Genomic DNA, 25,778 nt, shown 5'->3' with positions numbered 1-25,778 from the left:
ACCCGGCGCGTCGGGGCTGCGACCGACCGCATGCTGGGCTTATGGTCGCGAACGTGAGCGCACCCTTCGATGAGTTGACGTCCGGTCGACGCGCGTGGATCGCCCGGGCCGGACTGGCCGAGCTCGCGTCCGCCGTGGGACGACCCGGCCGCCTGGCGGTCGCCGCCCGCCCCGACCTGCTGGCGCGGGTCGACCAGCACGCCGCCGCGATCCGGGAGTCCCTCGGCGGCACGCTGCTCGACCCGGTGGCCCTCGCCGGTTACGCGGCGGCGATCCGCGACGCCGCCCGGGACGCGGGCGAGACCCTGGACGACTGGTCCCGCCCGACGTGGGCGATGCTCCGCCTACTGGCGGTCTGCTCGCTGATCCCGGCCTAGGAACTACCTGAGGAAGCGCTTGTCCGCGTGCAGCGGGTCCGCCAGCCGGATGGTGATGAACTCGTTGTTGTCGGGCTGTCCCGGCGTACGGCCGTTGGAGAACGGGAAGTTGTTGTCGTTGACCACGCCGAGCGTGCGGTCGTCGAGGATGACGACGTCCTCGATGGTCTGGAACGGGAACGTGAACGTGTCGGCGCTGCCACCCAGGTGGCGCGGGTCGGCGATGTTCATGAGGTCCGCGACCAGGGTCTTGTCGAGTTTGCCGTCGCGGTTGCGGTCGCGCCTGTCGGCGAGGTAGATCCGCTTGAACTTCGCGGTCGCGCCCTGGCCGTTGTCGCGCTCGATGACGAGGAAGCGGTCGTCGTCGACGGCGATGGCGTCGCCGATCGCGTTGGCCGGGTCCTCCAGCTGGTAGATCCAGCGCTTCCCCGTGTACTTCGCCGAGGCCACGTCGAACTCGTTGAGCCGCAGCGATCCGGCGGTGTCGCCCGCGACGGTGCCCTCCAGCAGGGCGTACAGCTTCCGGCCGTCGGGCGACTGGGCGAGGCCCTCGAAGCCCTTGCTGCTGTTGAGGTTCGGGTTCCCGGCCGGGTTCTCCGGCGCGCGGACCCCGTCGAGCGGGATCGGCGCCTGCAGCAGCCGGCCCGCGCGGTCGAAGTGCAGCAGGTACGGGCCGAACTCGTCGCCGATCCAGTAGGTGCCGTCCTTGGCCCGCTGGATCGACTCGACGTCGAAGTCGGACCCGGTGAGCACCCGGTCGGGCCGGGTCAGCGCGAACGGCACGAAGCTGTTCGGGTCGGTGAGGTTGATGCCGCCGACCACGTCGACCGTTTTGGTGCGGTAGTCCGGCGCGACCCGTTGGATGCGCAGCACGAAGTCGGCGCTGTTGGCCTTGTTGCCGTAGCCGTTGTCCGACAGCACGTCGAACGTGCCGTCGCCGTTGCGGACGATGCCGCTGAAGCCCTGGATCGGCTGGTCGGCGAACGGCGGGGTGATCCCGTTGGACGGCGTGCCGCCCAGCAGCGAGCCCGACGGGTCGCTGGCGGAGACGAACGTGGCCGCCGGCAACGCGGCGAATCCGGTCAGGGTGACGCGGCCTTCAGCCTTGGGCGCGGCAACGGCGCTGGGCGCGGCGAGCGCCAGTGTCAGTACGCCGAGACTTGCGCCGATTCCGGCTCGTCTGAGATTCCTCATGGTCCGCGACGCTAGGAGGCCAGAGTGAACCGCCTACGTTTTCTTGATGATGGCGCCGAGAAGCGTGCGCAGCCGATCGACGACGGCCGGTGCGTCGGTGATGGTGCCGCCGTCCTGGTAGTAGACGAACGACGCCCGCACGACCAGCTCGCCGTCGGCGGTCTCCACGTATGCCTGGCCGGCGTCGGCGAACGAGAACGTGGTCGCGTCGATCTGCTTCGCGTCCGCCGCCGCGTCCCTGTCGTAGGCGACCTGCTGCGGCGCGCCCATCGAAGGGCGGACGACCGAGAGGAACAGGTAGAAGCCGCCGGAGGCGCCGTCGATCGCGCACGCCTTGAGCGAGTCGGTGTCGCGGCGCTCCTTCTCGCCCGGCGCCTCGCCGAGCGCCGCCTTGAGCTGGTCGTCGGTGGCGAGGCCGCACACGTCGACGGTGTCGTAGATCCCGCCGTTGCGCTGTGTGCCGGGCTGTTGCGCCTTGCCGGACGTGTCATCGCCGCAGCCGGCGAGCGCCAGGACGACGCCCGCCGACAGCACGGCTTTCCGTAGGGTCACGCAAGCTTTCTACACGGGTTTCAGACGCGGCCGAAGTCCTGGGTCCAGTACGGGGTCCCGTCGGCCTTGTACGCGACGCCGACGCCGACCGCGACGGAGCCGCAGTTGAGGATGTTGGCCTTGTGGCCGGGGCTGGCGATCCAGCCGTCGACGACCTCCTTGGGCGAGCGGTAGCCCCAGGCGATGTTCTCCGCCGACGCCCCGGTGGTGTACCCGGCCGCGACCTCACGCTGCACGAACGTGCTGCCGTTGGATCCGGTGTGGCTGAAGAAGTTGTTCGTCACCATGTCGGTGCTGTGCGCGCGGGCGGCGGCGACCAGCTTGGTGTCGATGCGCATGGCGCCGCAGCCGTTGGCGACGCGGTAGTTGTTGGTGAGCGTGACGACCTCGGTCTCCAGCGAGCTGCTCTCCACCGGCTTGGTGGTGACCGGCGTGGTGACCGGCTTGGTGACCGGCTTGGTGACCGGCTTCTTGGCCGTGGTCTTCTTCTTTTTCTTCTTCTTGGTCTTGGACACCGCGGCGGCGACGTCCACACTCGCGACCGCGTCACCGGCGGCGGTGACGACCTGGGCGGCGGCGGGGGCGGCCGACGCTGCGGTGGCGGTGAGGGTGAAGCCGAGCGGCGCCGCGAGCAGCACGGCGGCGAGGACGGTGGCACGGCGAGGGAACCGGGTCACGATGAGAAAACCTTCCGTCGGTGAGCTTGACGCAATGGGTATCGGGTCGCTCACAGCCCGGCTGAGGAGGTCAACCGGCACGCAACGGTCGGCAACCACTCGGCTACCCGTGCGGGTGGGTCCCTAGTGGACGGCCCCGCGAAGTTCCGTCAAAGGTTGGAGGGCGGCAGCCCCGGGCATCCATACGGTTGAGTCACACACCGAATGAAGGAGCTGCAATGTCCAAACTGGTCAGGCCCCGGGACAACCGTTGGATCGCCGGCGTCTGCTCCGGCCTCGCCCGCCGGTTCGGCATGTCGCCCAATGTCATGCGGTTCATCTTCGTGATCTCGTGCCTGCTGCCGGGCCCGCAGTTCGTGGTCTACATCGTGCTGTGGGTGCTGATGCCCGACGAGTCGAGCTCGCCCAGTTACAACTGAGGTCCGCACGGGTGCGCTCCGGGTTCGCCGGTCAACCGGGCAGCCGGGCGGTCGAACTCGGAGGCATGTTCAAAGACCTCGCCGAAGCCACCCGTCACACCGCCGCCCGCTCGACCCTCAACGGGTTGATGACCTGGCTCGGCGAGTCCGGTCTGGCGGCCGCCGCCTCGTCCGCCGGCCTGCGGGCAGCGGTCGACCAGCACGCCGCCTCGGTCCGCGACGCGCTCGGCGACCCGGAGCACGGCCCGAACGCCATCGCCCTGGCCAGCTACGCCACCGGCGTCCGCGACGCGCTCATCGAGGCGCGGTGGCAGCTGCCGCCCACGTCGGAGGTGGACTGGTCGACGGCCGAGTGGCCGACGGTCCGCCTGATCTCCATCTGCGCCCTGGCCCGGGCCGGCGGTCACATCTGACGGTCGCCGCCCGGCCCGTGATCCGGAAGACTTCTGGTCGTCAGGGCGACAATTCCTCTTCCGGATCACGAGAAAACCGCGACGCGCCGGCGCTCCTGCGGGTGGAGCCGAGGAAGGCGGCCGCTACCGCACCCGCCACACAGACCACGGCCGTGATCAGGAAGATCTCCCGATACTCGGTGCGCAGCGCGTCCCGCAGGGCGTCGGCGTAGGCCGCCATCAGGCGCTTCTGCTCCTCGGCGGGCTTGCCGAACACCAGCGGGAAGTCCAGCTCCGCGGTCAGCTCGTGGAAGCGGTGCAGCCCCCACGCCGTCAGTGCGGCCACCCCGATCAGCATGCCCATCGTCCGCGCCACGACCACCGCCGACGACGCCACCCCGTGCTGCGCCGCCGGCGTCGCCCGCAGCGCCGCGGCCGACAGCGGCGCGATGACCAGCCCGAGCCCCAGCCCCGCGAGCGCGAGGTCCGTGTCCAGCCTGGGCAGGATCCCCGCATACCGCGCGCCGAGCACGTCGGCGGGCCAGCTCGCGACGAGCAGATACGCGACGGCCGCGAGCAGCAGCCCGCCGACCGTGACGACCCGCTCGCCGAGCCGGCCACCGCGCAGGAGGAGGCCGCCGAGGACAGCGCCGACGGGGAGGGCGATCAGGAAGCGGGTCAGGACCAGGGTGGCCTCGACACCTGATTTGCCGAGGAGCGTCTGTGCGACCAGCTCGACGTCGACCAGGGTCACCATCAGGGCCACGCCGGCGCAGAAGCTGGCGGTGAGGGCGGCGAAGAACGGGCCCTTCGCGGCGCCGGTCAGGTCGAGCAGCCGGGTGCGGGCCCTGCGCTCCCACAGCACGAAGAGGACGGTCACGACGGCGGCGCCGGCGAGGACCGGCCAGCCCCATGAGGGCAGGACGGATCGCTCGGGGTCGGGGTTGTACAGGGCGACGACGACCGCGCCGAGGACGAGCGCGAGCAGCAGCCCCCCGACGAGGTCGGTCCTGCGCGGCGCCGCCGAGGCGGCCGGGCCGCCGGGCACTGCGCGCCAGACGAGGACGATCGCGACGGCGACGAGCGGCAGGTTGAGCCAGAAGATGCCGCGCCAGCTGCCGAGGAGGGCGGCGACGGCCACCCCATAGAGCGGGCCGAGGACGCTGCCGAGCTCCTGCGCCGCGCCGACGGTGCCGAGCACGAGGTGCCGGCCGCGATCGGGCCACAGGTCGCTGACGAGGGCGACGGTGACCGGCAGCAGCGCGCCGCCGGCGATGCCCTGCAGGGTGCGGCCGCTGGTGAGCAGCCAGAGGGACTCGCCGGAGGCGGCGGTCAGCGCGGAGCCGGCGCCGAAGCCGAGCAGGCTCGCCACCAGCAGCGCTCGGCGCCCGAAGCGGTCCGACAGCGACCCGAGCAGCGGCATCCCGGCGACATAGCCGAGCAGGAAGCCGGTCACGACCGGGGTGACCCGCTCCAGCCGGTTGTCGGCGATGTGCAGCGAGTCCATGATGTCGGTGAGGACCCCGACGACCACGTAGGCGTCGAGCGCGGCGAGCAGCACCGCCACCCCGCCCACGCCGATGGCGAGCCGCCGCCGGGTGCCGCCGGGCGCGGCCTGCACCAGGGTGTCCATCCGGCTACTTCGGCGGGGCGATGGTGACCGGGGCGTCGAACTCCTTGAACGTGATCGTGACCGTGCCGCCCTTGGCCTCGCCGACGGCGGGCAGGGTGAACGCGGCCTTCAGCAGCTTCTTGCCGTCCTTGGCGATCCAGAACCTGCCGGGCACCGTGCCGGTCACGCCGGGCACCACGTTGACCAGGGTCTGCGAGGAGTTGTCGGCGGCGACCCGATAGGTCTCCTGGCCGTCGACGGTCTCGGCGGCCTCGGTCTTGCCGCCGGTGGCGGTGCCGACGACCTTGGCGATGCCGCGCCCGGGATCGAGGATCGCCGAGGGGTCGTAGACGGAGGCGGCGAGGGCCAGCGGCAGCTGCTGATAGTCACCGGTGGGGCCCTTGAGATACATGGTCTGGCCCACGATGGTGAACGCCAGGTCGACCGTCGCGCCCATCTGCTCGACCTGTGCGGTGCCCTGGGCGTTGCCCTCCTTGGTCAGCACGCCGTCGGCGCGCTTGAGCGCCACGCCGGCGATGGTGCCGTCGGCGCTGATGAGGAACTTCGCCGTCGTGATCCCGCCCATCGCGGTGGCGGACTCCTTGAGCAGTCCGTCGGCGGCCGGCAGGTTGGGATCCGCCTTCCCCGGCGCGTCCTCCTCGGACGTGCTGGTGCAGCCGGTCAGGGCGACGAGGAGCAGCGCGGCGGCTGTGGCGCCGCCCAGCAGAGCACGGGTGCGGGACATACCGGCATGCTAGACCGAGCAGCGAAACAACGGGCGCGCCGTGACCGTGCGCGACACCCGCGTCACCGGCCGGCGAGGAGCTCGGCGACCGCCCGGCCGGCGGCCGCCGTCGCGCCGAACGTGGCGATGTGCAGGTCGCCGCGCGGTGCGGCGGGCACGCCCATCTCGACCACCACCGCGTCGGGGCGCACGGCGAGCGAGGCCCGCAGCGCGTCGGTGATCCACGGGTAGCGGTGCGGGTCTCGCACGACCAGCAGCAACGGACGACCGAGGGACGCCTGCAGCGCGTCGGGCAGGCCTGCCTCCGACGACAGGCGCACGCCCAAGGTGTCCGGCACCAGCTCGGCGAGGGGCGCGATGAGCCCCCACGGCGTCTCCGGGGCGATCGCGAAGTTGAGCTCCGGCTGGAACTCGATCACGTACGCGGGAGCGGTGAGCGGGAACGTCGCGTCCGGGGCGGTGATGCGCAGCGCCCGCCGGGCCGCGGACAGCCCGAGCGCGGAGGCCCTGGGATCCACCGGTACGCGGGGCGCGGCGGCGGACCAGGCGGCCAGCCGGGCGACCCGGGCGGCGGCGTCGGCGAGCCGCGACTCGGGCAGCTCCCCGGCGCGCACGGCGGCGACGATGGCGTCGCGCAGCTGGGTGGCGGTCTCCTCGTCGGCGTGGTCACCGCCGACACAGATCGCGTCGGCGCCGGCGGCCAGCGCGAGGACGGTGGCGTGGGCGATGCCGAAGCGGTCGGAGATGGCCCGCATCTCGATGCCGTCGGTGACGATCAGGCCCTGGAAGCCGAGCTCTTCGCGGAGCAGCTCGGTCATGATCCGGCGGCTGAGCGTGGCCGGCAGCTCCGGGTCGAGCGCGGGGACGCGCAGGTGGGCGCTCATGACGGCCTGGACGCCGGCGGCGATCGCCGCGCGGAACGGCACCAGCTCGGTCGCGTCGAGGTCGGCCCGCCCGGCCTTGATGATCGGCACGTCCAGGTGGGAGTCGACGCTGGTGTTGCCGTGGCCGGGGAAGTGCTTCGCACAGGCCGCGACCCCGGCCTCCTGCAGCCCGGTGATCCACGCGGCGGTGTGCCGGGCGACCCGCGCGGGCTCGGCGCCGAACGCGCGGGAGCCGATGACCGGGTTGTTGGGGTCGGAGTTGACGTCGGCGTCCGGCGCGTAGTCGAAGGTGATGCCGACCGATGCCAGATCGCGGCCGATGTGACAGGCAACCTCGCGGGTCAGCGCCGGGTCGTCGATCGCGCCGAGAGCGAGGTTGCCGGGCCACGGGCTGCCGTTGTGCGCGTCGATGCGGGTGACGTCCCCGGCCTCCTCGTCGATGGCGACGATGACGTCGGGACGCTCCGCGCGCAGCGCCGCGGTCAGCTCGGCGACCTGGTCACGGTCGACGACGTTGCGGGCGAAGAGCACGACGCCGCCGAGCCCTTCGGCGAGGCGGCGGCGGACCCACGGCGGGGGCTCCTTGCCCACGAACCCCGGCTGGAGCACGGCGTTCGCCATGCTCACCAGGTCGTCCCCCGTGCTTGCGTCCATGCGTCAAACCACCCTTCGCGCCTGGCGAGAATGGTCACATCACATCTCAGTAATAGTCAAGAAACCTTCCAGTAGTTAACGATGCCGTCATCGATGTGGGCGAATGGTCCAGACGACCGTCATCTCGGTGGTCACGGCCCCGTCGGCCCGCGTGACCTCGATGGCGACGGGAAACTCGGGGCGCTCGCCCGTCTGGAGCTCGGCCAGAACATCCCTGACGGGGCGGCCGAGCCGGGCAACGGCCCGGACCGGTCCGGCGGCGAGTTTGCGGTACGCGATGTCGGCCCGCACCGCGAGCGGGGTGCCGAGCGCGAGGTGCTCGCCGAACGCCGCCATCACCACCGCGCCCGACGCTGTCTCGGCGAGCGTGAAGATCGCGCCCGCGTGCGGCCCGGCGACGTGGTTGTGCAGCCGCTCCTCGTCGGGGAGCGTGGCGGTGGCGCTGATGTCGTCGCCGTCCACGCGCACGTCGGTGATCTCGATACCGACGGTGCGCGCGAACGGGACCGCGTCGATCAGGGCCTTGGCAACAAAGGTCATACGGCAATGTTACCGGCCAGTAGCCACGCTCAGAAGAGCTCGCCGATCGTGTGGATGATGTTGACGTAGAAGTTGCCCTCGATCGGGCGGAACACCTGGAACGGCTCGTGCGGCTCACCGACGAACGGGCGCAGCGTCCACGCCAGCTGGGTGCCGACGAAACCGAACAGCAGGATCCACACGTGCAGCAGCGTCATGCTGGCCGGCCGCTCACCCGGCGCCAGGTCCGCGGTCGCGACGGGCCGCTGGCCGGGCAGGGGCGGCGCCACCGGATACGCGTAGCGGCCGTCGGGCATCAGCAGCGACTGCTTCGGCGGATACACCACGGCGGTCTGGACCGCCCCGTTGGACTGCTGGGGCGGCGCGGCCCCGACCGACACCGACGCGGCCGGGACAGCCGCCTTGCTCTCGCCCGTGTCGCTCGTCCCGGCGGGCGCCGGCGACACCGGCGCGTCGTCCGAGGGGATGGCGAGCTCGGCGACCGCTTCGGCCTCGGCCCGCTCCTGCGCCGCCTGCGCCTCGCGCTTCGCCGCCGCGGCCGTTGCGGTGTGGGCGTTCAGCGCGTGCATGCCGCTGGTGAGGAACTTGAGCCCGACGAACGCGGTCATCGCCAGGATCGCCACGTTGAGAATCTTGTAGAACGAGTAGCTGAACGCGGTGAGCAGGAAGAACAGGCTGATCGGTGCGAACGCCAGCGACAGCACGGCGGTCACCGTGATCGTGACCATGACCAGCGCGAGTGCCTGCCGGACCTGGAGCCTGGCGCCGAACACCAGGTTGAACAGGTAGAGCGTCGGCAGGCAGATCGCGAGCGTCATCAGGAACAGCAGCGGCAGCTTGAGCGCGGACAGGCCCGCCTGACCGAAGCTGTGCGAGGCGCCCAGCACCGCCCCGTAGCAGGCGAGCGCCAGCACCGAGCTGGTGAGCATCTGCAACGTGAGCTTGCCGAGGTCGCGCTCCTCGCCGATCTGGCGCCAGATCGAGTCCCGGTCGCGGAGGATCCGCTCGATGATGAGCAGTCCGCTACCGGGCTGCTGGCCGGTGCCTGTCGTGCCGTAAGCCGCCATCGGAACAATCCCTACGTCAGAGGGCCAGTTCGCCGCAGGCTAAAGCAGCCGCGTCACTCAGCGCCACCCCACGTCGATGCGTTGTCCCCTTTCGTCGAAAAAGTGCAGTGCTTCCATCCGAACGGCGACAGTCAATGGGTGACCGTGCGTGACCGCCGGATACGGCGCGAGTCGCACCGCAAGCTCCGCCGGGCGGCGGTGGTGGCGGCCCGGGTCGCTCAGGACGCTGTCGCGCTGGGGCGCGCGACGGCCGCCGCGGCCGTTGCCGGCGCCGACGAGCTCCAGCTCATCGGAGCCGCCGCCGGTGCGGCCGGTGAGCTTGCTGACGAAGCGCTTCAGCCCGCCCCCGTTGATCGGGATGTCGGTCGGCGGCGCGCCGATCTCGTCGACGATGACGGCGGTCGCGCCGATGTCGAGGAACGCGAGCGACTCGTGGCCGTGGTGCTCCAGGTAGCGGATCCGCCCGCGCAGCACGTCGCCGCCGGTCGTGTCCGGCACCGGGGTGAGCGCCTCGGCGCGCACGCCGATGACGATCCGCTCGCCGTGGAAGTGCGCGACCTGGCGGGAGCGCAGATCATTCCACGGCAGGTGCAGCACCTGGTCGCCCATGTGCAGCGCGATGTGCCGGTCGAGGTGCACGTAGACCTCGGCCTCGAGCAGGTTCATCCGGGGGCTGCCGAGGAACGCGGCGACGTAGAGCGTGGCCGGCCGCCCGTACACCTGGGTGGGTGTACCGACGTCCTGGAGCACGCCCTTGCGCAGGATCGCGACCCGGTCGGCCATGGTGAGCGCCTCGGCCTGGTCGTGCGTGACGTAGATGGTCGTGACCCCGAGCTCGCGGACCAGGCCGGAGATCTCCGCGCGCAGCTCGGCCCGCAGCCCGCTGTCCAGGTTGGACAGCGGCTCGTCCATGAGGAAGAGCTTCGGCCGGCGGACGATGGCGCGACCCATCGCCACCCGCTGGCGCTGGCCACCGGAGAGCTGCCCGGGCTTGCGGGCGAGCACGTCGCCGATGCCCAGCGCGCTGGCGACCTCGGCGACCTGCTCCGCCCGCGGCTCCGGCTCGACCCCGGACAGCCGCAAGGGGAAGCCGATGTTCTCCCCGACGGTCATGTGCGGATACAGCGCGAAGTCCTGGAAGACCATGGCGACACCGCGCTCCCGCGGTGGGAGATCATTGGCGAGGTCGCCGTCGAGCATGATGGCACCCGAGGTCGGGTCCTCAAGGCCGGCGACCATCCGCAGCAAGGTCGACTTGCCGCAGCCGCTGGGACCGAGGAGCACCATGAACTCGCCCTGTCCCACGTCAAGGTTCACTCGGTCGACGGCCACCGTGCCGTCGGCGAAAACCTTCATCACATCTTTGAGTGCGACGGTAGCCACCGTCACCTCCGCCCCAGGTCAGCAGTGCAGTTCGCGGATAACTCAGTTACCCCGAGTCAAGTACTGTGACGAGGGGCACGCAAGTTGGTCCATCGGGTAAATGACCAGTGTTCAGCGTGTTACCGCGCAACTACTGCAAGGGAAGTTGACAGTGACGCCGCCCGCTATGACGCGGGGAAGTTTACGGTCACCGACGTGTATCCGAGAGCCCCCAGGAACTGCTGGAGCATCTTGCGGGTGTTCTCCTCCGCGCGCTTGCCGAGACCGGCCTCCTTGGCCGCCGCGCCGATCTTCTCCTCGGCGAGCTTGTAGACCTCCTGGAGCCGGTTCGGGTCCGACTTGAAGGCGTCCGCGAGCCGGTTGAACAGACCGCGGTCCTCCTGGTAGACGTAGCTGCGGTCGTTGTTGATCCGCACCGGGCGCAGCTGCGGCGCCGGCAGCGTGATCTCGACCGTCCGCCGGTCGTCGGACTCCTTCACCGCGCCCTGCCCGATCCCGGCGAAGTCGACATAGACCTCCACCGACCCGGCGGCGACGAACAGGATCCGCTCGTTGACCAGGAAGTCCGGGATGTACTTGCGGTCCTTCTGCACGTCGACGATGACCTCGAAGTTGCCCTCGGCGGCGACATACTGGCTCAGGTCCTGCACGGACTTGAGCAGCGCGGGGCCGCTGCGGTCGGTCTGCTCCTTCGCGAACGGGTTCTTCAGGTCGGGGAACAGGCCGATCGTCTTGGCACCGAGCACCAGCGCGACGATCAGGCCGATCGTGGCGACCAGCCAGAACAGGCCGCGCATCGCGCCGCCGCCGGCCTTGACGGGCACGACGATCGGCTCTGGGCGCTCCCGCGGATCGACCCGGTCGCCGATCCTGGGCGACCAGCCCTTGCCCTTGTCGTCAGCGGGCCCCGACTCGATCTCGGGGTATTCGGCGGTCCTCGGGCTCGGGTCGCGCCGTTGCGTCGGCACGTCGTCCGAGTCGTCGGGGGTCACGGTTTCGTCGTTGCGGGCCATGCTGACTCCTCCGGGAGGATCTTCTCCCTATCACGGTAGAGGGGTCCGTAAAGCGCCGCGAATCGATCTCAGCCGAACGCGGCGAGTCCCGTCAGCTTCTGGCCGATGACCAGCTGATGGATCTCCGAGGTCCCCTCGTACGTGAGCACCGTCTCCAGGTTGGCGGCGTGCCGCATCACCGGATACTCCGCGCTGATGCCGTTGGCGCCGAGGACGGTGCGGCACTGCCGGGCGATGGCGAGGGCCTCCCGGACGTTGTTGAGCTTGCCGACGCTGACCTGCTCGGGCCTGAGCACCCCGGCGTCGGCGCGGCGGCCGAGGTGCACCGCCAGGAGATAGCCCTTCTGCAGCTCGACGGCGGCGTCGGCGAACTTCGCCTGGGTCAGCTGGAAGCCGGCGATCGGCTTGCCGAACTGCTCCCGCGCCCCGGCGTAGTCCAGCGCGGTGTGCAGGCTGTCGCGGGCGGCGCCGAGCGCGCCCCACACGATGCCGTACCGCGCCTCGGTGAGACACGACAGCGGTGCCTTCAGTCCCTTCGCGTCCGGCAGGAGCGCGCCGGCCGGCAGCCGCACCCCGTCGAGGACGATCTCGCCGGTGCACGAGGCCCGCAGCGACAGCTTGTGCCGCACCTCGCGGGCCGTCACGCCCGGCGTGTCCATCGGCACGACGAACCCGTTGACGCCCGCCTCGGTGCGCGCCCACACGACGGCCACGTCGGCGACCGGAGCGTTGGTGATCCACATCTTGGTGCCGTCGAGGATCCAGTCGTCGCCGTCGCGGCGGGCCCGGGTCGCCATGGAGCCCGGGTCGGAGCCGTGGTCGGGCTCGGTCAGGCCGAAGCACCCGATGAGGTCGCCGGTCGCCATGCCGGGCAGCCAGCGGTCCTTGTGCTCGTCGGAGCCGAACTTCCAGATCGCGAACATCGCCAGGGAGCCCTGGACGCTGACCAGGCTGCGGACGCCGGAGTCGCCGGCCTCCAGCTCCAGGCACGCCAGGCCGTAGGCGACGGCGGACGACCCGGCGCACCCGTAGCCGGTCAGGTGCATGCCGAGCAGCCCGACGGAGGCGAACTCCTTGGCCAGCTCGCGGACCGGCACCTGACCCCGCTCATACCAGTCGGCCACGTTCGGGCGGACATGGTCGTCGACGACGCGCCGGACGACGGCACGGATCGCCAGCTCCTCCTCGGAGTGCAGCGCGTCGACGTCCAGCAGGTCCAGGGGCCGAGTCGTCATAACTAACACTGTAAGCCTAGGCGGACCGGCGATGCCGCCGCCCGGATGGGACGGCCCTCAGATGGCACGGGATGGCACGGGATCGTGCGGGACGACCGCGGGTGGCGTCAGCCCGGCGAAGACAGCCCGCAGCGGCCTTGAACCCGGCGGACACGGACGGCGGTGGACGGCGGCCCGGCGGAGACGGCCGGTGGCCGCCCCCGCCGCGCGCGTCACGCCTGCAGGACTCTCGCGTGGATCGAGGTGCGTTGTTGCAGCGCCGCGCGCAGCGCGCGGTGCAGCCCGTCCTCCAGATACAACCCGTTCTCCCACTGGACCACGTGCGGGAACAGGTCGCCGTAGAACGTGGAGTCCTCGGCGAGCAGCTTGTCGAGCGCCAGCTCCCGCTTCGTGGTGATGAGCTGGTCGAGCCACACCTGGCGCGGCGGGATCTCGGACCACTGTTTCAGCGTCAGCCCATGTTCCGGATAAGGCCGACCGTCGCGGACCGCCTTGAAGATCATGAACGTCTCACCCCCCTGACCGTGCCAGGGTACCGACCCGGTGCGACAGAACCGACGCCCAGCGTGGTCACAAGTCGATGCTGGCGCTCCAGTGGCCGTGGTGGGTGATGGTCTGCGACTCACGGCGGCCACGTTTGAGGGACGGCGACTTCGTGTCCGGCGCCCGGTAGCCGATGGTCATGGCGCCGATCGGCGTGTATTCGTCCGGCACCCCGAACGCCGACCGGTAGGCCGCGTCGGAGGCCGGCGGGATGCCGAAGAAGCACGCGCCCAGGCCCTCGTCGACCGCGCCGAGCAGCACCAGCAGGCTCGCCATGCCAGTGTCGATGTGCCAGTAGGGCACCGGCCAGCGGGCCTCGTCGCGGTCGGTCCAGCCCTTGTCGGGCTCGGCGTAGCGGTCGAGATACGCGTCGCGGTGGCTGTGCGGCACGACGATCACCGGTGCCTGGCTCATCCCGTCCAGCCACGAGGTCGCGCCGTCGGGCGGCGTGGTCGCCGCCCAGAACCTCGCCCGGTCCTCGGCCGACGTCAGGACGAGGAACTCCCAGCCCTGCGAGAAGCCCGCCGAGGGGGCGTGCGTCGCATACCCCAGCAGCTTGTCGACCAGCGCCGGGTCCACCGGGCGCGACGCGTCGTAGTTGCGCACCATCCGCCGCCGGCGGATCGCCTCAGACAGTTCCACGGATCCCCCAAACCCCCTGCCAGGACGTTCCCGGCTCCAGGGTCACCACATCACGCCCGGAGCGGAACGCGTCGGGCGGGCAGGTCATCGGCTCGATGGCGAGCGCCTTGCGCAGCCGATCGGCGGGCAGCGTGTCGGAGGAGTACACCTGCCACCAGCCGAACGACGAGTCGGCCCAGACCGTGACGCCGCGACCGTCGGGCGCGGTGATGGTCACCTCCGAGCCGCCGTCGGCGTCGGGCTCCACCTCGCCGAAGGCCGTGTCGAGGACGGTGCCGCCGAGGCGGCGGCCCTCCAGGAAGTCGTACTCGGTGCCGGCCACGCGGGCCGCGCCGATCGGCAGGAGGCGGGAGTCGACGAGCAGCCGGCTGCGGGCCGGGACCTTCAGCGTGAGGTCGTCCACCGCCACGTCCGGCACCAGCACGTACGGGTGGGTGGCGAGGCCGAACGGCGCCGCCTGCGAGCCGGTGTTGGTCACCTCGTGCTCGGCGCGCAGGCCGGCCTCACCGACGGACCACGTCGTGCGCAGGCGCAGCGGCCACTGGTACCCCGGCTGCGGCACGAGGTCGTGCTCCAGCGTCACACTGTCGGGCGCGGCGTCGACGAGCCGCCAGCGGGTCCAGTTGACCAGACCGTGGATGGCGTTGTGCCGCTCGGGCTCGGTCAGGGGCAGCTGGAGGTGCTCGCCGCCGAACGCATACTGCCCGTCGCGGATGCGGTTGGGCCACGGGGCGAGGACCTGGCCGGCGCTGCCGACCGCGTGCTCCTCCTCGTCGAAACCGGCGATGACGTCGGCACCGTTGACGGTGTAACTGCGCACGCCACCGCCGACCTCGACGATGACGGCCTCATGGCCGCCCGAGGCGATCGTCCACTGTGTACCCGAAGGGGCGTGCGAGAGCTGCGCGGCGGCGGCGGTGTCCATGGCCGCGACAATATCCTCAGTCCGACCGGTCGGTGTACCGAAGCAGTACGGGAAATGTCAGGCCGATCAGGACCGCGACCGCGGCGGCCGCGATCCCGCCGCTGACCCAGGAGAACGTGACGCCGGTCGCGTCGGCCATCGAGCCGGCCCGAAGGTCACCGAGACGTGGACCTCCGGCGACCACGGCGAAGAACACACCCTGCAGCCGGCCCCGCATCGCGTCGGGCGCGCTGAGGAGCACCGTCTGCCGGTACACGCCGCTGATCATGTCGGCGGCTCCGGCCAGGGCCATGAAAGCTACACACGCCCACAGCCACGGAACCGCTCCGGCGGCCGCGACCGCGAGGCCCCAGCCGACGACGGCGAGCACGAGCGCGATGCCCTGCCGGTGGACGCGGCCGATCCAGCCGGACGTGAGGCCCGCGAGGGTCGAGCCGATCGCGATCGACGCGTAGAGCCAGCCCAGCGACGCCGGGCCGTAGCGCTGGTCGGCGACGACCGGGAAGAGGGCCTTGGGCATCGCGAGGACCATCGCCGCGATGTCGATCGCGAACGTCAGCAGGATGACCTTCGAGCCGGCGAGGAACCGCAGGCCCTCGCGGATGTCCCGGAGCCCGCCGGTGGGCTTGGTCACTCCGGCGGGCGGCAACGACGGCAGCCGCAGCGCCGCCCAGAGGACGATCGTGAAGAGCACGGCGTCGACGGCGTACGCGACGGCGAAGTCGGCGTTCGCGATCACCAGACCCGCGCCGACCGGGCCGAAGATCGAGGAGACGCTGGCGGCGGTGAAGCTCAGCGTGCTGGCCGCGGCGACCTCGCCCTCGCCGATCAGCGCCGGGATGATCGCCTGCCGGACGGGACTGTTCACGCCGAACGCCGCCGACTGGGCCGCGATCAGTGCGAGCATGAGATACGGGCTGTCCACGTGCAGCACCGCCTGCGCGAGCAGGCCGAGCGTCGTGAGCCACATCAGCGCGGAGCTGGTGAGCAGCACCTTGCGCCGGTCGAACGCGTCCGCGATCGCACCGCCCCAGATCGAGAACACGATCAGCGGCACCAGGCCGACGAAGCTCGCGATGCCCACCCACAGCGCCGACTTCGTGATCTCGTACACCTGGACCGGCACGGCGACCGCGGTGAACTGGACCCCGAAGAACGACACCGCGTTGCCCACGAAGATCCGCCGGTAGGCGACGTGCCGCAGCGGCCGGACGTCGATCACGTGCTTGCGCAGGGTCTCCTGCAGCGTCACGGCGCGAGTCGTTCGACGCGGCCGCCGGTGTACCGGAGGCGATCGTGCAGCCTGCTGGCACGGCCCTGCCAGAACTCCACTTCCTGCGGTCCGACCCGGTACCCGCCCCAGTGCGGGGGCGCCCCCGTCCTGTGCAGAGCCTCGGCTTCCTCCACGAGCACCCGCAGTTCGTCGCGGGAGCCGATCACCCGCGATTGTGGACTTGCCCACGCCCCGATCTGGGCGCCGGGCGGGCGGATCGCGAAGTACTCCTCGGTCTCCTCACGGGACACCTTCTCGACCGGACCGTTGACGATCACCTGGCGGTGCAGGGGGTACCACGGGAACACCAGGCAGGCCCGCGGGTTCTGCGCCAGGTCGGTGCCCTTGCGGGACTCATAGTTGGTGAAGAACGTGAATCCGCGCTGGTCATAGCCCTTGAGCAACACGGTCCGCGCGCTCGGCCGGCCGTCGCCGCCGGCGGTCGCCAGCAGCATCGCGTTGGGCTCCGGCAGGCCCGCCTCGACCGCGTCGGCGAACCATGTCGCGAACTGTTCGAGCCAGGTCCCGGCGAGCCCCTTCTCGGTCAGTTCGCCGGTGTACTCGTTCCTCATCCGCGATAAATCTTGCGGCGATGTGCTGGGTCTCACGCTCACATCCTTCCTCCGGCGATCACAGATGCGTGAAGATGTGTCACGTAGGACACATTTGAGCCCCCGTTCAGTCGGCGCCGGCACCCCGCCGGGGCGAAGATGTCAAAAGGGACCACCGGCGGGTAACAAACCTAGTCAGACACCCCCGAAACAGCAGGAGTGCGAGATGTCCGATTTCAAGCCGGGACTCGAGGGCGTCATCGCCTTCGAATCCGAGATCGCGGAGCCCGACAAGGAAGGCGGCGCGCTGCGCTATCGCGGCGTCGACATCGAGGATCTCATCGGCCAGGTGTCGTTCGGCAACGTTTGGGCGCTCCTGGTCGACGGCAAGTTCGGCCCCGGCCTGCCGCCGGCCGAGCCGTTCCCGGTGCCCGTGCACTCCGGCGACATCCGGGTGGACGTGCAGTCCGCGGTGGCCATGCTCGCGCCGTACTGGGGCCTCGGCCAGCTGCTGGACATCGAGACCACGCAGGCCCGCGAGGACCTCGCCCGGGTCAGCGTCACCGCGCTGTCGTTCGTCGCGCAGGCCGCCCGCGGCCTGGGCCTGCCGGCCGTGCCGCAGAAGGAGATCGACAAGGCGGACACGGTCGTCGAGCGCTTCATGCGGCGCTGGCGGGGTGACCCCGACCCGCGGCATGTCAAGGCCGTCGATGCGTACTTCATCTCCGCAGCCGAGCACGGCATGAACGCCTCCACGTTCACCACCCGGGTCGTCGCCTCCACCGGCGCCGACGCCGCGGCCTGCATCTCCTCCGGCATCGGCGCGCTGTCCGGCCCGCTGCACGGTGGCGCGCCCTCCCGCGTGCTGGGCATGATCGAGGCCGTGGAGCGCAGTGGCGACGCCGAGGGATACGTCAAGGGCGTCCTGGACCGCGGCGAGCGGCTGATGGGCTTCGGGCACCGCGTCTACCGCGCCGAGGACCCGCGCGCCCGCGTGCTGCGCCGCACCGCCAAGGAGCTCGGCGCGCCGCGCTTCGCGATCGCCGAGGCCCTGGAGAAGGCGGCCCTCGCCGAGCTGCACGCCCGCCGCCCCGACCGGGTGCTCGCCACCAACGTCGAGTTCTGGTCCGCGGTCGTCCTCGACTTCGCCGAGGTGCCGGCGCACATGTTCACGTCGATGTTCACCTGCGCCCGGGTCGCCGGGTGGAGCGCGCACATCCTCGAGCAGAAGGAGCTGGGCCGCCTGGTCCGGCCGTCCGCCACGTACGTCGGCCCGGGCCCGCGCAAGCCGCAGGACGTCGAGGGCTGGTCCCACGTGGCGTGACCGCCCCGGTTCGTCCGGTGTGACGCGCGTCGCCCTGGGCGCTGAATCGAACCGGATCGCGGCGGCGGAAGTGGCAGGATTCGCGGGGTACCCGTACCTGCCCGCCCGCCGCCGCATCCCGGAGTACCCACATCATGGTCGACATCCGCATTCCCGATGAGCTGAAGCCCGCCGACGGCCGCTTCGGCTCCGGCCCGAGCAAGGTCCGGCCCGAGGCCGTGCAGGCCCTCGCCGGTGTCGCGACCTCGTATCTCGGCACCAGCCACCGCCAGAAGACGGTCCGTGACGAGGTCGCCCGCCTCCGCCGCGGCTTCGCCGAGCTCTTCAGCATCCCCGACGGCTACGAGGTCGTCCTGGGCAACGGCGGCAGCACCGCGTTCTGGGAGATCGCGGTCTTCGGCCTGATCCGCGACCGTGCGCAGTTCGCCAGCTTCGGCGAGTTCGGCGCGAAGTTCGGCAGCGCCGCGAAGAAGGCCCCGTTCATCGGCGACCCGACGATCATCAAGGCCGACCCGGGCACCGCCGCGTTCCTGCGGGCTGAGGACGGCGTCGACACGTACTGCTCCCCGCAGAACGAGACCTCGACCGGCGTCTCCGTGCCGGTCCAGCGGGTCGGCTCAGGTTTGGTTCTGACCGACGCCACCTCCGCCGCCGGCGGCCTCGACGTCGACATCTCGCAGACCGACGTCTACTACTTCGCCCCGCAGAAGTGCTTCGGCTCCGACGGCGGCCTGTGGATCGCGATCATGTCGCCGGCCGCGATCGCCCGCGTCGCGGAGATCAAGGAGTCCGGCCGGTACATCCCGGACTTCTTCGACCTGCAGACCGCGATCGACAACTCGCGCCTCGAGCAGACCTACAACACGCCGGCACTGTCGACGATCTTCCTCACCGCCGAGCAGGTCGACTGGATGAACACCGGCGGGGGCCTCTCCTTCGCCACCAAGCGCAGCGCCGAGTCGGCTTCCATCCTGTACGGGTGGGCCGAGCGCTCGCCGGTCGCGACGCCGTTCGTCACCGACGCCTCGGTGCGCTCCAACGTGGTCGGCACCATCGACTTCGCCGACTCCGTGGACGCCACGAAACTGGCGAAGGTGCTGCGCGCCAACGGAATCGTGGACACCGACCCGTATCGCAAGCTCGGCCGCAACCAGCTGCGGATCGCGATGTTCCCGACCGTCGACCCCGCCGACGTCGAGGCGCTGACGGCGTCCGTCGATTACGTCATCGAGCGGCTGTAGTCGCTATTTTCGATTGTATGTTCGAATGCCCGCCGCCAATTCGGCAGTTTGCTCTGGTGGCGGGCGTTCGTGTTCGCATTCCGTCTTGCTTTCTGTCGGCGCGGCATCCTTCGTTCCAGCTAGGGTTACGCGTACTGTGACCGAGTGGTGCCGGGAAAGTCGGCGCCGATGCGGGTGGGACGGAGGCACGCTATGCGGCCTGTGCGATTTGTCGCCCTCTCCGAGGACGGTCAAGCGTTCGTCCTCGCCGATGAGGTCGGCCGGCTGCTCGCGCTCCCGATCGACGATCGGGTGCACAGCGCGCTGCGGCCCGACCAGAGTCATCCGACCGTGACGATGGAGACCGCCGCGTCGCAGCTCGCGCCGCGCGACATCCAGGCCCGCATCCGCTCCGGCGAGTCCGCCGAGGATGTCGCCCGCGCCGCCGGCGTCCCCGTCGACCGCGTCCTGCGCTACGCCGGCCCGGTCCTGCAGGAGCGGGCCATGCTCGCCCAGCACGCCCGCCGCACCAAGCTGAAGACCTCCGACAAGGGCTCGTCCCTCGCCGAGGTCGTCGACGCGCGCCTCGGCCAGCACGGCATCGACACGGAGAAGATCTCCTGGGATGCGTACCGGCGCGAGGACGGCACCTGGCGGATCACCGCGACGTGGCCGAGCGGCAAGGCGACCGCCCAGGCCGTGTGGGAGCTCGACAAGGCCCGCCAGCAGGTCGCGCCGCACGACGACATGGCGCAGTACCTGTGCACCGAGCGCGCCCCGCACGTGCTGGGTCAGGAGCCGCCGGCGCCGGACCGCGCCATGCCCAGCCGTGGCGAGACCAGCCGTGGCGACCTCGGCGCGCGCCCCGACCCGCTGCGGCACGGCAGCGGCGGCCACGACCTGATCCGCCCGTCCAACGTCCAGCCGTCGACCGGCCAGCCTTCGCGGGGCCGCGGGCTGGGCGCGCTGAACGCTGACCCGATCCGGGCCGGCCGCGACGCGCTGCTCGCTTCGCTCGACCGTCCGCTCGGCTCGTCCCCGTCCGCTGAGCCCGCCCCGGCGCCCGCGCCGGTCGTCCAGGGCGAGAACCGGGCCCGTGGCGCGGCCGCGCTGATCGGCCGTTCGCCGTTCGACGACGACAGCGACCAGAGCAAGGAGATCCCGGCGGTGCCGTCGCTCGCCGTGCTCCGCCCGCGTCGCAACACGCCGTCGGCCGCCTCCCCCGAGCAGCCGACCGCTTCGGAGAAGCCGCGCAAGCGCCTGCCCAGCTGGGACGACGTCCTGTTCGGTGGCGCTCCTTCGGCCGCTCGGGAAACCAGTTAAATTCGGCGGGACAGGTTGGTGTTCATGGAGTACACCAACCTCGGCGGACCGGCCTCTCGGTCAGCCGCCTGCGCCTCGGCACCATGAACTTCGGGCCAGACCACCGAGGTAGCTGCCGTTCCCGCTGCTCCGTGTGTGATCGTGGTGCCGTCGTTCACGTGTCTCGGGTCGTCGCCAGCGCCGTGTAGTGCGGCTTCGGCCCGAGTTCGCTTTTCATCAGCCGTACGTCGCCGACGCGCCACAGCGGTCCCCGGTAGGCGTTCAGCGCCTCCAGGTCGGCCATGAGCTCGTCCTCCGGCAGCCGGTCCGACGGCCGCGCGATCGTCACGTGCGGCTGCAACGGCCTGTGGTCGAACGGCACCCTGCGTTTCCTCAGCGCCGCCCTGACCGCGTCCCCCAACGGCGCGACGTCCCCGTCGACCTTCGCGAACAGCGTCGTGAACTTCCCCCGCCCGAACCTGCCCCCACCGGCGATCCGCACCTCGGGCACGAGCTCGGGCAACGCGTGCAACGCCCCGACCGCGGCCTCCTGCTTCGCGTCCTCGACCTCACCGATGAACGCCAGCGTCATGTGCCACTGCTCGACCGGCACGACCCGCAGCGACCTGCCCTCCGGCATCGGCTGCCTCACGTTGAGCGACCCGGTCATCTCGGCGAGGTGCCGCTCGACGTCCGCCGGGAGGTACGCCGCGATGAACAACCTCACCGCTGACCGGTTTTTGTGTCGCGCAACGCCAACCCGGCCCGCTGCAGCTCCCCCTCGACCCTCAACCGCTCAACCTCCAGGTCGACCCCGCTCACCTGGTCAAGGTACTGGTCGATCCCGAGCTGCGCGCACGCGACCCGCAGCGCCCCGTCATACGCCCGCTGCACCGCGTTGAACCACACCGGCGACCTGGTCGCCACCCCGACCCGCAGCCTGTTGAGCCGCCGCAGGTCGGCCGCCAGCTGCTCGATCGGCGGCGCTTCGGGCTCCGGCGCGGGCGCCGCCTTGTGCACGAACCGTCCCGCCCAGCTCAAGTGCCACCACCGCCGCACGGGCCCGTCCCGCCATTCGGGGTCGCCGCCCGCTCTGCGCCGGACTGCCTTCCTGAGGCCCCGCGCGCCTCGCATGAAGGCCCGCCCGACCCGCTCGAACATCTCGTCCGCGGAGACGAGCAGCAGGCAGACCAGACACGGCGCCACGGCGATCAGCCCTATGGCGCCGACGACCAGCAGGCCGCGCAGCACGCCCACCCCATGAGGCTAAGCCCACCGAAACAACGACCGCCACCGATAGCCCCAACTTCGGCACCGACTCGCAATCATCCCCCGCCCGGCCGAGCGAAACCCGACCGACCACGAAGCACCCCGCAGCATGACGCCACCCCCGGAGAACGCAGCGCCGGAGCGGACGCCGCTTCCGCTTCCGGACGCCGCCCCTGGAGCGGGACGCCCGTCCGGAAGCGGGACGCTTGTCCTGGAGCGAGACGGCGTCTGACACCGGGGACGCCGCCATGGAGCGGGACGCCGCCACGGAGGACGCGGCGCCGGAGCGAGCCACAGCGCCTTGCGGATGTTCGACACGACGCAGCGGCAACTCCACGGCAAGGGATCGACCCCAGGCGAACCCGACGCGGCAACCGAGCGGAACGCGGCCACGTGCAGACGTTCGACACGTCACCGTAGCGACACCACAGCGAGGAGTCGGACCTGACCGAAGCCGACGTGCCCAGACCGACGTGCCCAGCCCAATTGTCCCGGCGGAGTTGCACGACGCGGCGAGGCACTTGGAGCCTGGCGGCCGGCCGCGGCGCTGAGAGACGCGGGTGGGGTCAGCGGGTCGTAGGACGATCCGGTAGCACCCCTCGTCGCCACCGGATCGTCCGCGGATCGTCGCTAGTCCACCTCTTCGATCATCGCCGCTCCCGTCAAGCTCTCACCCCCTGCGCAAACAGTCGAAGTCGCTCGGCCACCACGCCGTGCCGCGCTGCCGCCCTGGGGCGCGCGACGGCCGCCGCGGCCGTTGCCGGCTCCGACGAGCTCCGGCTCCGCGGAGCCGCCGCCGACGCGGCGCCGATGCACTCGCGCAGCACGGCGACGTCGCCGTCATGGTCTTTCCGTCGTCACCAGGTGGGGCACGAAACGCCATCAATGCCTGGTCGGCCGCCCCCGTCGGTCAGCCGACCCTCGTCCCGCCAGCACCCACCCCGAGCCGCCGCCATCTGCCAGACCAGCAACGACCGCCGGAACGCCGGAACCCCCACGGAGCAGCACCGGCCGCCGAGGCAGCAGCCGCTCCGGCGCGGCCCTTCCGCATCGGCTACTGCGTCGAGGCCACCAGCAGGTTGCGAAGCTCGGTCAGGGTGGCCTCGTCGCCCTCGGCGTGGGCCTGCGACACGCCAGGCGACTCGCGGGCCCACAGCCAACGCAGCAGTCCTGTCGCGCTGCCGCTCACCGTGGCGTCCACGGGGGTCGAGGCGGCAGCCGCCGGGTCGGCGTCGGTGACGTCGGCTCCCCCGACGTCGGTGCGGAGCAGCCAGCCCGGGCCGCCGTCGACGCCGACGATGACCGTGCGGCCCTTGGCGTCGGCGAGGACTGTGCCGAAATCCTCGTGCCAGGCGTGCGAGCCATAGCCCACGAACAGCTTCAGCACCTCGTCGATCCCGTCGATCGCCAGGTCGTCGGGGATCGGGGCGATCGGCACCCCGAGCGCCAGCTCGGCGTCGAGGCGGTGGATCACGGTCTCCTGCGCCATCCGCCGGATCCAGAAGCCGACCGTCTGGTCGGGCTCGTGCCAGGTGGGCGACGGCGAGGCGACGTCCCGGGCGGCGAACTCGGCGGCGAGAGCGGCATAGGTGCGGTCGAGCAGCGCGATCGGCTCCTCACCGTCGAGGCCGGCCGGTGGCCAGGGGTCGGGGAAGGCGTTGAGCCGCATGCACTCGGTCTTGTGCAGATAGACCTCGGCGACGTGCCTGACCAGGTCGGCGACGGTCCAGCCGGGACAGCTCGGCACCGCCGCGGCCAGGTCCGAGGCGGCCACATCCCGGAGCCGCCCCTGGTCGGCGGCAAGACAATCCAGCAATCGCGATGGCTCCATGCCCGCGACCTAACCACATGGGTACGACAAAAACCGGCGAACAAGATCAGCGCACAGCGGGCCGCACGCGCGGCACCCGGAGCTCGAACGCCGGGGTGTCCTTGCGGGCCGGTTCGAACACGTGCAGGTGCGGGCGCGGGCGCAGGTGGACGCTCACCTTCCCGCCGACCTTGCGCAGCTGCAGGGCGGCCATCACGAGCGTGGCCAGCAGCGACGCGAGTCCGCCGATCCAGATGCCGGAGCGCGGCCCGTACTGCTCGGCGCACCACCCGATGAGCAGCGCTCCGATCGGCGTGCTGCCGAGGAAGACCAGGACATACAGCGCCATCACGCGGCCGCGGAACTCCGGGTCCGTGCCGAGCTGGACGCGCTGGTTCGCCGCCTGCGCGAAGTAGATCATGAAGAAGCCGGTCGGCAGGAGCAGCAGCACGGCCGTGACGAACGTGGGCGCGAACCCGACGAGCGTCTCGAACCCCCCGAACAGCATCGCGGCCACGAGCACCACGTAGACCGACGGCCTGGCCGCGCGGCGGGAGCTGGCCAGTGCGCCGCCGAGCGCGCCGACGGCGAGCGCGGTCGAGAGGAGGCCGAAGTACTGCGCGTCGACCTTGAACTCGACCTTCGCGAGGACGGCGAGCGTGAGCTGGAAGTTGAAGCCGAAAAGCCCGACGACGAGGACCAGGAAGATGGCGAGGCTGAGGTCCGGCCGGTGCTTCACATAGCGGAGTCCGTCGATGGTACTGGCATCGCTCGCCGCGACCGGTGGTCGTTCGACACGGAACAGCTCGGCGGTGCGCATGCGGGTCAGCCCGACCAGCGGCGCGAGACACAGCCCGGCGGTCAGCAGGAAGATCGGGCCGGTGCGGTCGTGCAGCAGCGCGATGACCAGGCCGGCGACCGCGGGGCCGACGACCCGGGCGGTGTTGAACGTGGCGGAGGACAGCGAGAGCGCGTTGGGCAGCAGTTCCTTGCCGACCAGTTCGGAGACGAACGACTGCCGCACCGGCGTCTCGATCGCGCTGATCATGCCGAAGAGGGCGGCCGTCACGAACACCCACCAGAGGGTCACGACGCCGGTCACGACCAGCACCCCCAGCAGGGCCGCGACCAGGGCCGAAGCGGCGTTGGCGATGAGGAGCAGACGCCGCTTGTCGAACCGGTCGGCGAGCTGGCCCCCGTACAACGTGAGCAGCAGAACGGGCGTGAACTGCAGCGCCGTGACGATGCCCAGCGCAGTCGGCGAGTTGTCCGTGAGCTGCAGGACGAGCCAGTCCTGCGCCACGAACATCATCCACGTGCCGAGAAGCTTGACGAGCTGGCCGGTCGTGAACAACCGGTAGTTGCGGACCTTCAGCGAACCGAAGACGGTCATGCGCTGCGACCTATTCGGCCGAGGATCTCGGCCGCCTTCCCGAGCGTCTCGCGCTCGTCTGGGGTGAGCGCGGCGAGCTGCTTGGCCAGCCACTCGTCGCGGGCGCGGCGGTGTTCGGCGATGACGGCCCGGCCCGTCTCGGTGGCGGCGAGGATGACCTGCCGGCCGTCGGTCGGGTGCGGGGTGCGCTGGACGAGGCCGCGCTCCTCCAGCTTCGCCACGATCTTGGTGAGCGTCGGCGGCTGCACCCGCTCGGCGTCGGCCAGCTCCCGAGGGGTCAGCGCGCCGTTGAGCTCGAGGCTGGTCAGCGCCGAGAGCTGGGTGATCGTCAGGTCGCCGATCGGCCGCGCCTGACGCAGCCTGCGGTTGAGTCTGGTGATGCTGTCCCGCAGCGCCGCCGCGAGCTGCGCGCCAGTGATCTTCGGAGTTCGCACCATCACAATCGTTAGCTTATCTAATGAGCTTGGCTAACGACCTGTGTCGGTGATCACGGGAGTACCGTGTGCGGCGTGACCAGCCAGCCGAAGCCACTCGACCCGCCGATGGTGCCGTTCGCCCTCGCCGGGATCGGTCTGTGGATCCTCGCGGTGCTCGTGATGCTGCCGTTTCGCGACGAGCTGGCCGACGCCGGGCACGGCAACTGGTTCGGCATCGCGGTCGCCGGGGTGCTGTGGGGCGTTCCGGGCGGGCTGACCATGGTGGTGCACGACCGCAACCGCAGGCGGCGGCGCGCGGCGTCCGATTCGTTCAAGACCGGACAGACCCGCGGCGAATAGCCTCGG

General features: G+C 71.1%; 28 protein-coding genes. 7 read left to right on the top strand and 21 right to left on the bottom strand.

The annotated features are described in order from the left end of the window. The first annotated feature begins 53 nt into the window (after positions 1 to 53). On the top strand, positions 54 to 377 hold the full coding sequence (locus tag ABZS58_RS10015) for a DUF6401 family natural product biosynthesis protein (protein WP_354779593.1): 324 nt from the start codon (positions 54 to 56) through the stop codon (positions 375 to 377). 3 nt (positions 378 to 380) lie between these two features. Here the strand turns inward: ABZS58_RS10015 and ABZS58_RS10010 are convergent, their stop codons facing one another. Genes ABZS58_RS10010 through ABZS58_RS10000 form a run of 3 tightly spaced genes read right to left on the bottom strand, consistent with a single transcriptional unit; the run spans position 381 to position 2,800 of the window. After that, on the bottom strand, positions 381 to 1,571 hold the full coding sequence (locus ABZS58_RS10010) for an esterase-like activity of phytase family protein (RefSeq protein WP_354779591.1): 1,191 nt from the start codon (positions 1,569 to 1,571) through the stop codon (positions 381 to 383). Positions 1,572 to 1,604: 33 nt separating this feature from the next. After that, complete coding sequence (locus ABZS58_RS10005) at positions 1,605 to 2,123, bottom strand: hypothetical protein (RefSeq protein WP_354779589.1); 519 nt, start codon at positions 2,121 to 2,123, stop codon at positions 1,605 to 1,607. Between the two features lie 20 nt (positions 2,124 to 2,143). Continuing rightward, positions 2,144 to 2,800, bottom strand: a complete 657-nt coding sequence (locus ABZS58_RS10000; RefSeq protein ID WP_354779587.1) for a CAP domain-containing protein — start codon at positions 2,798 to 2,800, stop codon at positions 2,144 to 2,146. A 218-nt stretch (positions 2,801 to 3,018) separates the two neighbouring features. Between ABZS58_RS10000 and ABZS58_RS09995 the strand changes: the two genes are divergently transcribed. Both ABZS58_RS09995 and ABZS58_RS09990 read left to right on the top strand, forming a co-directional pair. Continuing rightward, on the top strand, positions 3,019 to 3,219 hold the full coding sequence (locus ABZS58_RS09995; protein ID WP_354779585.1) for a PspC domain-containing protein: 201 nt from the start codon (positions 3,019 to 3,021) through the stop codon (positions 3,217 to 3,219). A 65-nt stretch (positions 3,220 to 3,284) separates the two neighbouring features. Then, entirely contained in the window at positions 3,285 to 3,632 is a 348-nt protein-coding gene (locus tag ABZS58_RS09990; protein WP_354779584.1) for a DUF6401 family natural product biosynthesis protein, read from the top strand. Between the two features lie 40 nt (positions 3,633 to 3,672). Here ABZS58_RS09990 and ABZS58_RS09985 read toward each other — a convergent pair whose 3' ends face one another. The 13 genes from ABZS58_RS09985 to pdxH all read right to left on the bottom strand — a co-directional run bounded on the left by ABZS58_RS09985 (position 3,673) and on the right by pdxH (position 16,699). Continuing rightward, the gene (locus ABZS58_RS09985) at positions 3,673 to 5,244 is read right to left on the bottom strand and encodes an MFS transporter (RefSeq protein ID WP_354779582.1); all 1,572 of its coding nucleotides are present in this window, start codon (positions 5,242 to 5,244) and stop codon (positions 3,673 to 3,675) included. A gap of 4 nt (positions 5,245 to 5,248) precedes the next feature. Continuing rightward, on the bottom strand, positions 5,249 to 5,968 hold the full coding sequence (locus ABZS58_RS09980; protein WP_354779580.1) for an LppX_LprAFG lipoprotein: 720 nt from the start codon (positions 5,966 to 5,968) through the stop codon (positions 5,249 to 5,251). A gap of 62 nt (positions 5,969 to 6,030) precedes the next feature. After that, the gene (locus ABZS58_RS09975; RefSeq protein ID WP_354779578.1) at positions 6,031 to 7,506 is read right to left on the bottom strand and encodes a glycoside hydrolase family 3 N-terminal domain-containing protein; all 1,476 of its coding nucleotides are present in this window, start codon (positions 7,504 to 7,506) and stop codon (positions 6,031 to 6,033) included. Between the two features lie 87 nt (positions 7,507 to 7,593). Further along, positions 7,594 to 8,046 carry a DUF4442 domain-containing protein gene (locus ABZS58_RS09970; protein WP_354779576.1) on the bottom strand — a complete coding sequence of 151 codons (453 nt, stop codon included), beginning with the start codon at positions 8,044 to 8,046 and terminating at the stop codon, positions 7,594 to 7,596. Between the two features lie 29 nt (positions 8,047 to 8,075). Continuing rightward, entirely contained in the window at positions 8,076 to 9,113 is a 1,038-nt protein-coding gene (locus ABZS58_RS09965; protein WP_354779574.1) for a hypothetical protein, read from the bottom strand. A 57-nt stretch (positions 9,114 to 9,170) separates the two neighbouring features. After that, on the bottom strand, positions 9,171 to 10,496 hold the full coding sequence (locus tag ABZS58_RS09960; protein WP_354779572.1) for an ABC transporter ATP-binding protein: 1,326 nt from the start codon (positions 10,494 to 10,496) through the stop codon (positions 9,171 to 9,173). A gap of 164 nt (positions 10,497 to 10,660) precedes the next feature. Beyond that, entirely contained in the window at positions 10,661 to 11,509 is an 849-nt protein-coding gene (locus tag ABZS58_RS09955) for a DUF4230 domain-containing protein (protein ID WP_354779570.1), read from the bottom strand. Between the two features lie 68 nt (positions 11,510 to 11,577). Beyond that, positions 11,578 to 12,744 (bottom strand): acyl-CoA dehydrogenase family protein, encoded by a 1,167-nt coding sequence (locus ABZS58_RS09950; RefSeq protein ID WP_354779568.1) that lies wholly within the window; start codon positions 12,742 to 12,744, stop codon positions 11,578 to 11,580. A gap of 212 nt (positions 12,745 to 12,956) precedes the next feature. Next, positions 12,957 to 13,247 carry a type II toxin-antitoxin system VapB family antitoxin gene (locus tag ABZS58_RS09945; protein ID WP_354779566.1) on the bottom strand — a complete coding sequence of 97 codons (291 nt, stop codon included), beginning with the start codon at positions 13,245 to 13,247 and terminating at the stop codon, positions 12,957 to 12,959. 67 nt (positions 13,248 to 13,314) lie between these two features. Continuing rightward, entirely contained in the window at positions 13,315 to 13,929 is a 615-nt protein-coding gene (locus tag ABZS58_RS09940; protein WP_354779564.1) for a nitroreductase family protein, read from the bottom strand. Beyond that, positions 13,916 to 14,854, bottom strand: a complete 939-nt coding sequence (locus ABZS58_RS09935; RefSeq protein WP_354779562.1) for an aldose 1-epimerase family protein — start codon at positions 14,852 to 14,854, stop codon at positions 13,916 to 13,918. The genes ABZS58_RS09940 and ABZS58_RS09935 overlap by 14 nt, the downstream gene beginning before the upstream one ends. Before the next feature lie 16 nt (positions 14,855 to 14,870). Beyond that, positions 14,871 to 16,106 carry an MFS transporter gene (locus ABZS58_RS09930; protein WP_354779560.1) on the bottom strand — a complete coding sequence of 412 codons (1,236 nt, stop codon included), beginning with the start codon at positions 16,104 to 16,106 and terminating at the stop codon, positions 14,871 to 14,873. Continuing rightward, the gene (gene pdxH / locus ABZS58_RS09925) at positions 16,103 to 16,699 is read right to left on the bottom strand and encodes a pyridoxamine 5'-phosphate oxidase (RefSeq protein ID WP_354779558.1); all 597 of its coding nucleotides are present in this window, start codon (positions 16,697 to 16,699) and stop codon (positions 16,103 to 16,105) included. Before pdxH ends, ABZS58_RS09930 begins: the two co-directional genes overlap by 4 nt. A 205-nt stretch (positions 16,700 to 16,904) precedes the next feature. Between pdxH and ABZS58_RS09920 the strand changes: the two genes are divergently transcribed. The 3 genes from ABZS58_RS09920 (at position 16,905) to sepH (ending at position 20,545) form a co-directional block, all read left to right on the top strand. After that, a complete protein-coding gene (locus ABZS58_RS09920) occupies positions 16,905 to 18,002 on the top strand; it encodes a citrate synthase 2 (RefSeq protein ID WP_354779556.1) in 1,098 nt (365 codons plus the stop codon). A gap of 134 nt (positions 18,003 to 18,136) precedes the next feature. Next, complete coding sequence (gene serC / locus ABZS58_RS09915; protein WP_354779554.1) at positions 18,137 to 19,243, top strand: phosphoserine transaminase; 1,107 nt, start codon at positions 18,137 to 18,139, stop codon at positions 19,241 to 19,243. Between the two features lie 192 nt (positions 19,244 to 19,435). Then, positions 19,436 to 20,545 (top strand): septation protein SepH, encoded by a 1,110-nt coding sequence (gene sepH / locus ABZS58_RS09910; protein WP_354779552.1) that lies wholly within the window; start codon positions 19,436 to 19,438, stop codon positions 20,543 to 20,545. A gap of 154 nt (positions 20,546 to 20,699) precedes the next feature. On the opposite strand, the gene thpR is transcribed toward sepH, so the two are convergent. The 5 genes from thpR to ABZS58_RS09885 all read right to left on the bottom strand — a co-directional run bounded on the left by thpR (position 20,700) and on the right by ABZS58_RS09885 (position 25,433). Further along, positions 20,700 to 21,251, bottom strand: coding sequence for an RNA 2',3'-cyclic phosphodiesterase (thpR, locus tag ABZS58_RS09905; RefSeq protein ID WP_354779550.1), 552 nt, complete (start codon positions 21,249 to 21,251; stop codon positions 20,700 to 20,702). Beyond that, a complete protein-coding gene (locus tag ABZS58_RS09900) occupies positions 21,248 to 21,781 on the bottom strand; it encodes a hypothetical protein (protein ID WP_354779548.1) in 534 nt (177 codons plus the stop codon). Before ABZS58_RS09900 ends, thpR begins: the two co-directional genes overlap by 4 nt. A gap of 1,066 nt (positions 21,782 to 22,847) precedes the next feature. Next, on the bottom strand, positions 22,848 to 23,624 hold the full coding sequence (locus ABZS58_RS09895) for a maleylpyruvate isomerase family mycothiol-dependent enzyme (protein WP_354779546.1): 777 nt from the start codon (positions 23,622 to 23,624) through the stop codon (positions 22,848 to 22,850). Positions 23,625 to 23,670: 46 nt separating this feature from the next. Beyond that, positions 23,671 to 24,996 (bottom strand): MFS transporter, encoded by a 1,326-nt coding sequence (locus tag ABZS58_RS09890; RefSeq protein WP_354779544.1) that lies wholly within the window; start codon positions 24,994 to 24,996, stop codon positions 23,671 to 23,673. Beyond that, positions 24,993 to 25,433: a MarR family transcriptional regulator gene (locus tag ABZS58_RS09885; RefSeq protein ID WP_354779717.1), complete on the bottom strand. Its 441-nt coding sequence runs from the start codon at positions 25,431 to 25,433 to the stop codon at positions 24,993 to 24,995. The genes ABZS58_RS09890 and ABZS58_RS09885 overlap by 4 nt, the downstream gene beginning before the upstream one ends. A gap of 105 nt (positions 25,434 to 25,538) precedes the next feature. On the opposite strand from ABZS58_RS09885, the gene ABZS58_RS09880 reads away from it, so the two are divergent. After that, positions 25,539 to 25,772, top strand: a complete 234-nt coding sequence (locus ABZS58_RS09880) for a DUF2530 domain-containing protein (RefSeq protein WP_354779715.1) — start codon at positions 25,539 to 25,541, stop codon at positions 25,770 to 25,772. Positions 25,773 to 25,778: the final 6 nt, after the last annotated feature.

The sequence above is a fragment of the Dactylosporangium sp. NPDC005555 genome, from assembly GCF_040605635.1.
GTDB lineage: Bacteria > Actinomycetota > Actinomycetes > Mycobacteriales > Micromonosporaceae > Dactylosporangium.
Note: the sequence above shows the minus strand (reverse complement) of the source record. Positions and strands in the feature narration are given on the sequence as shown.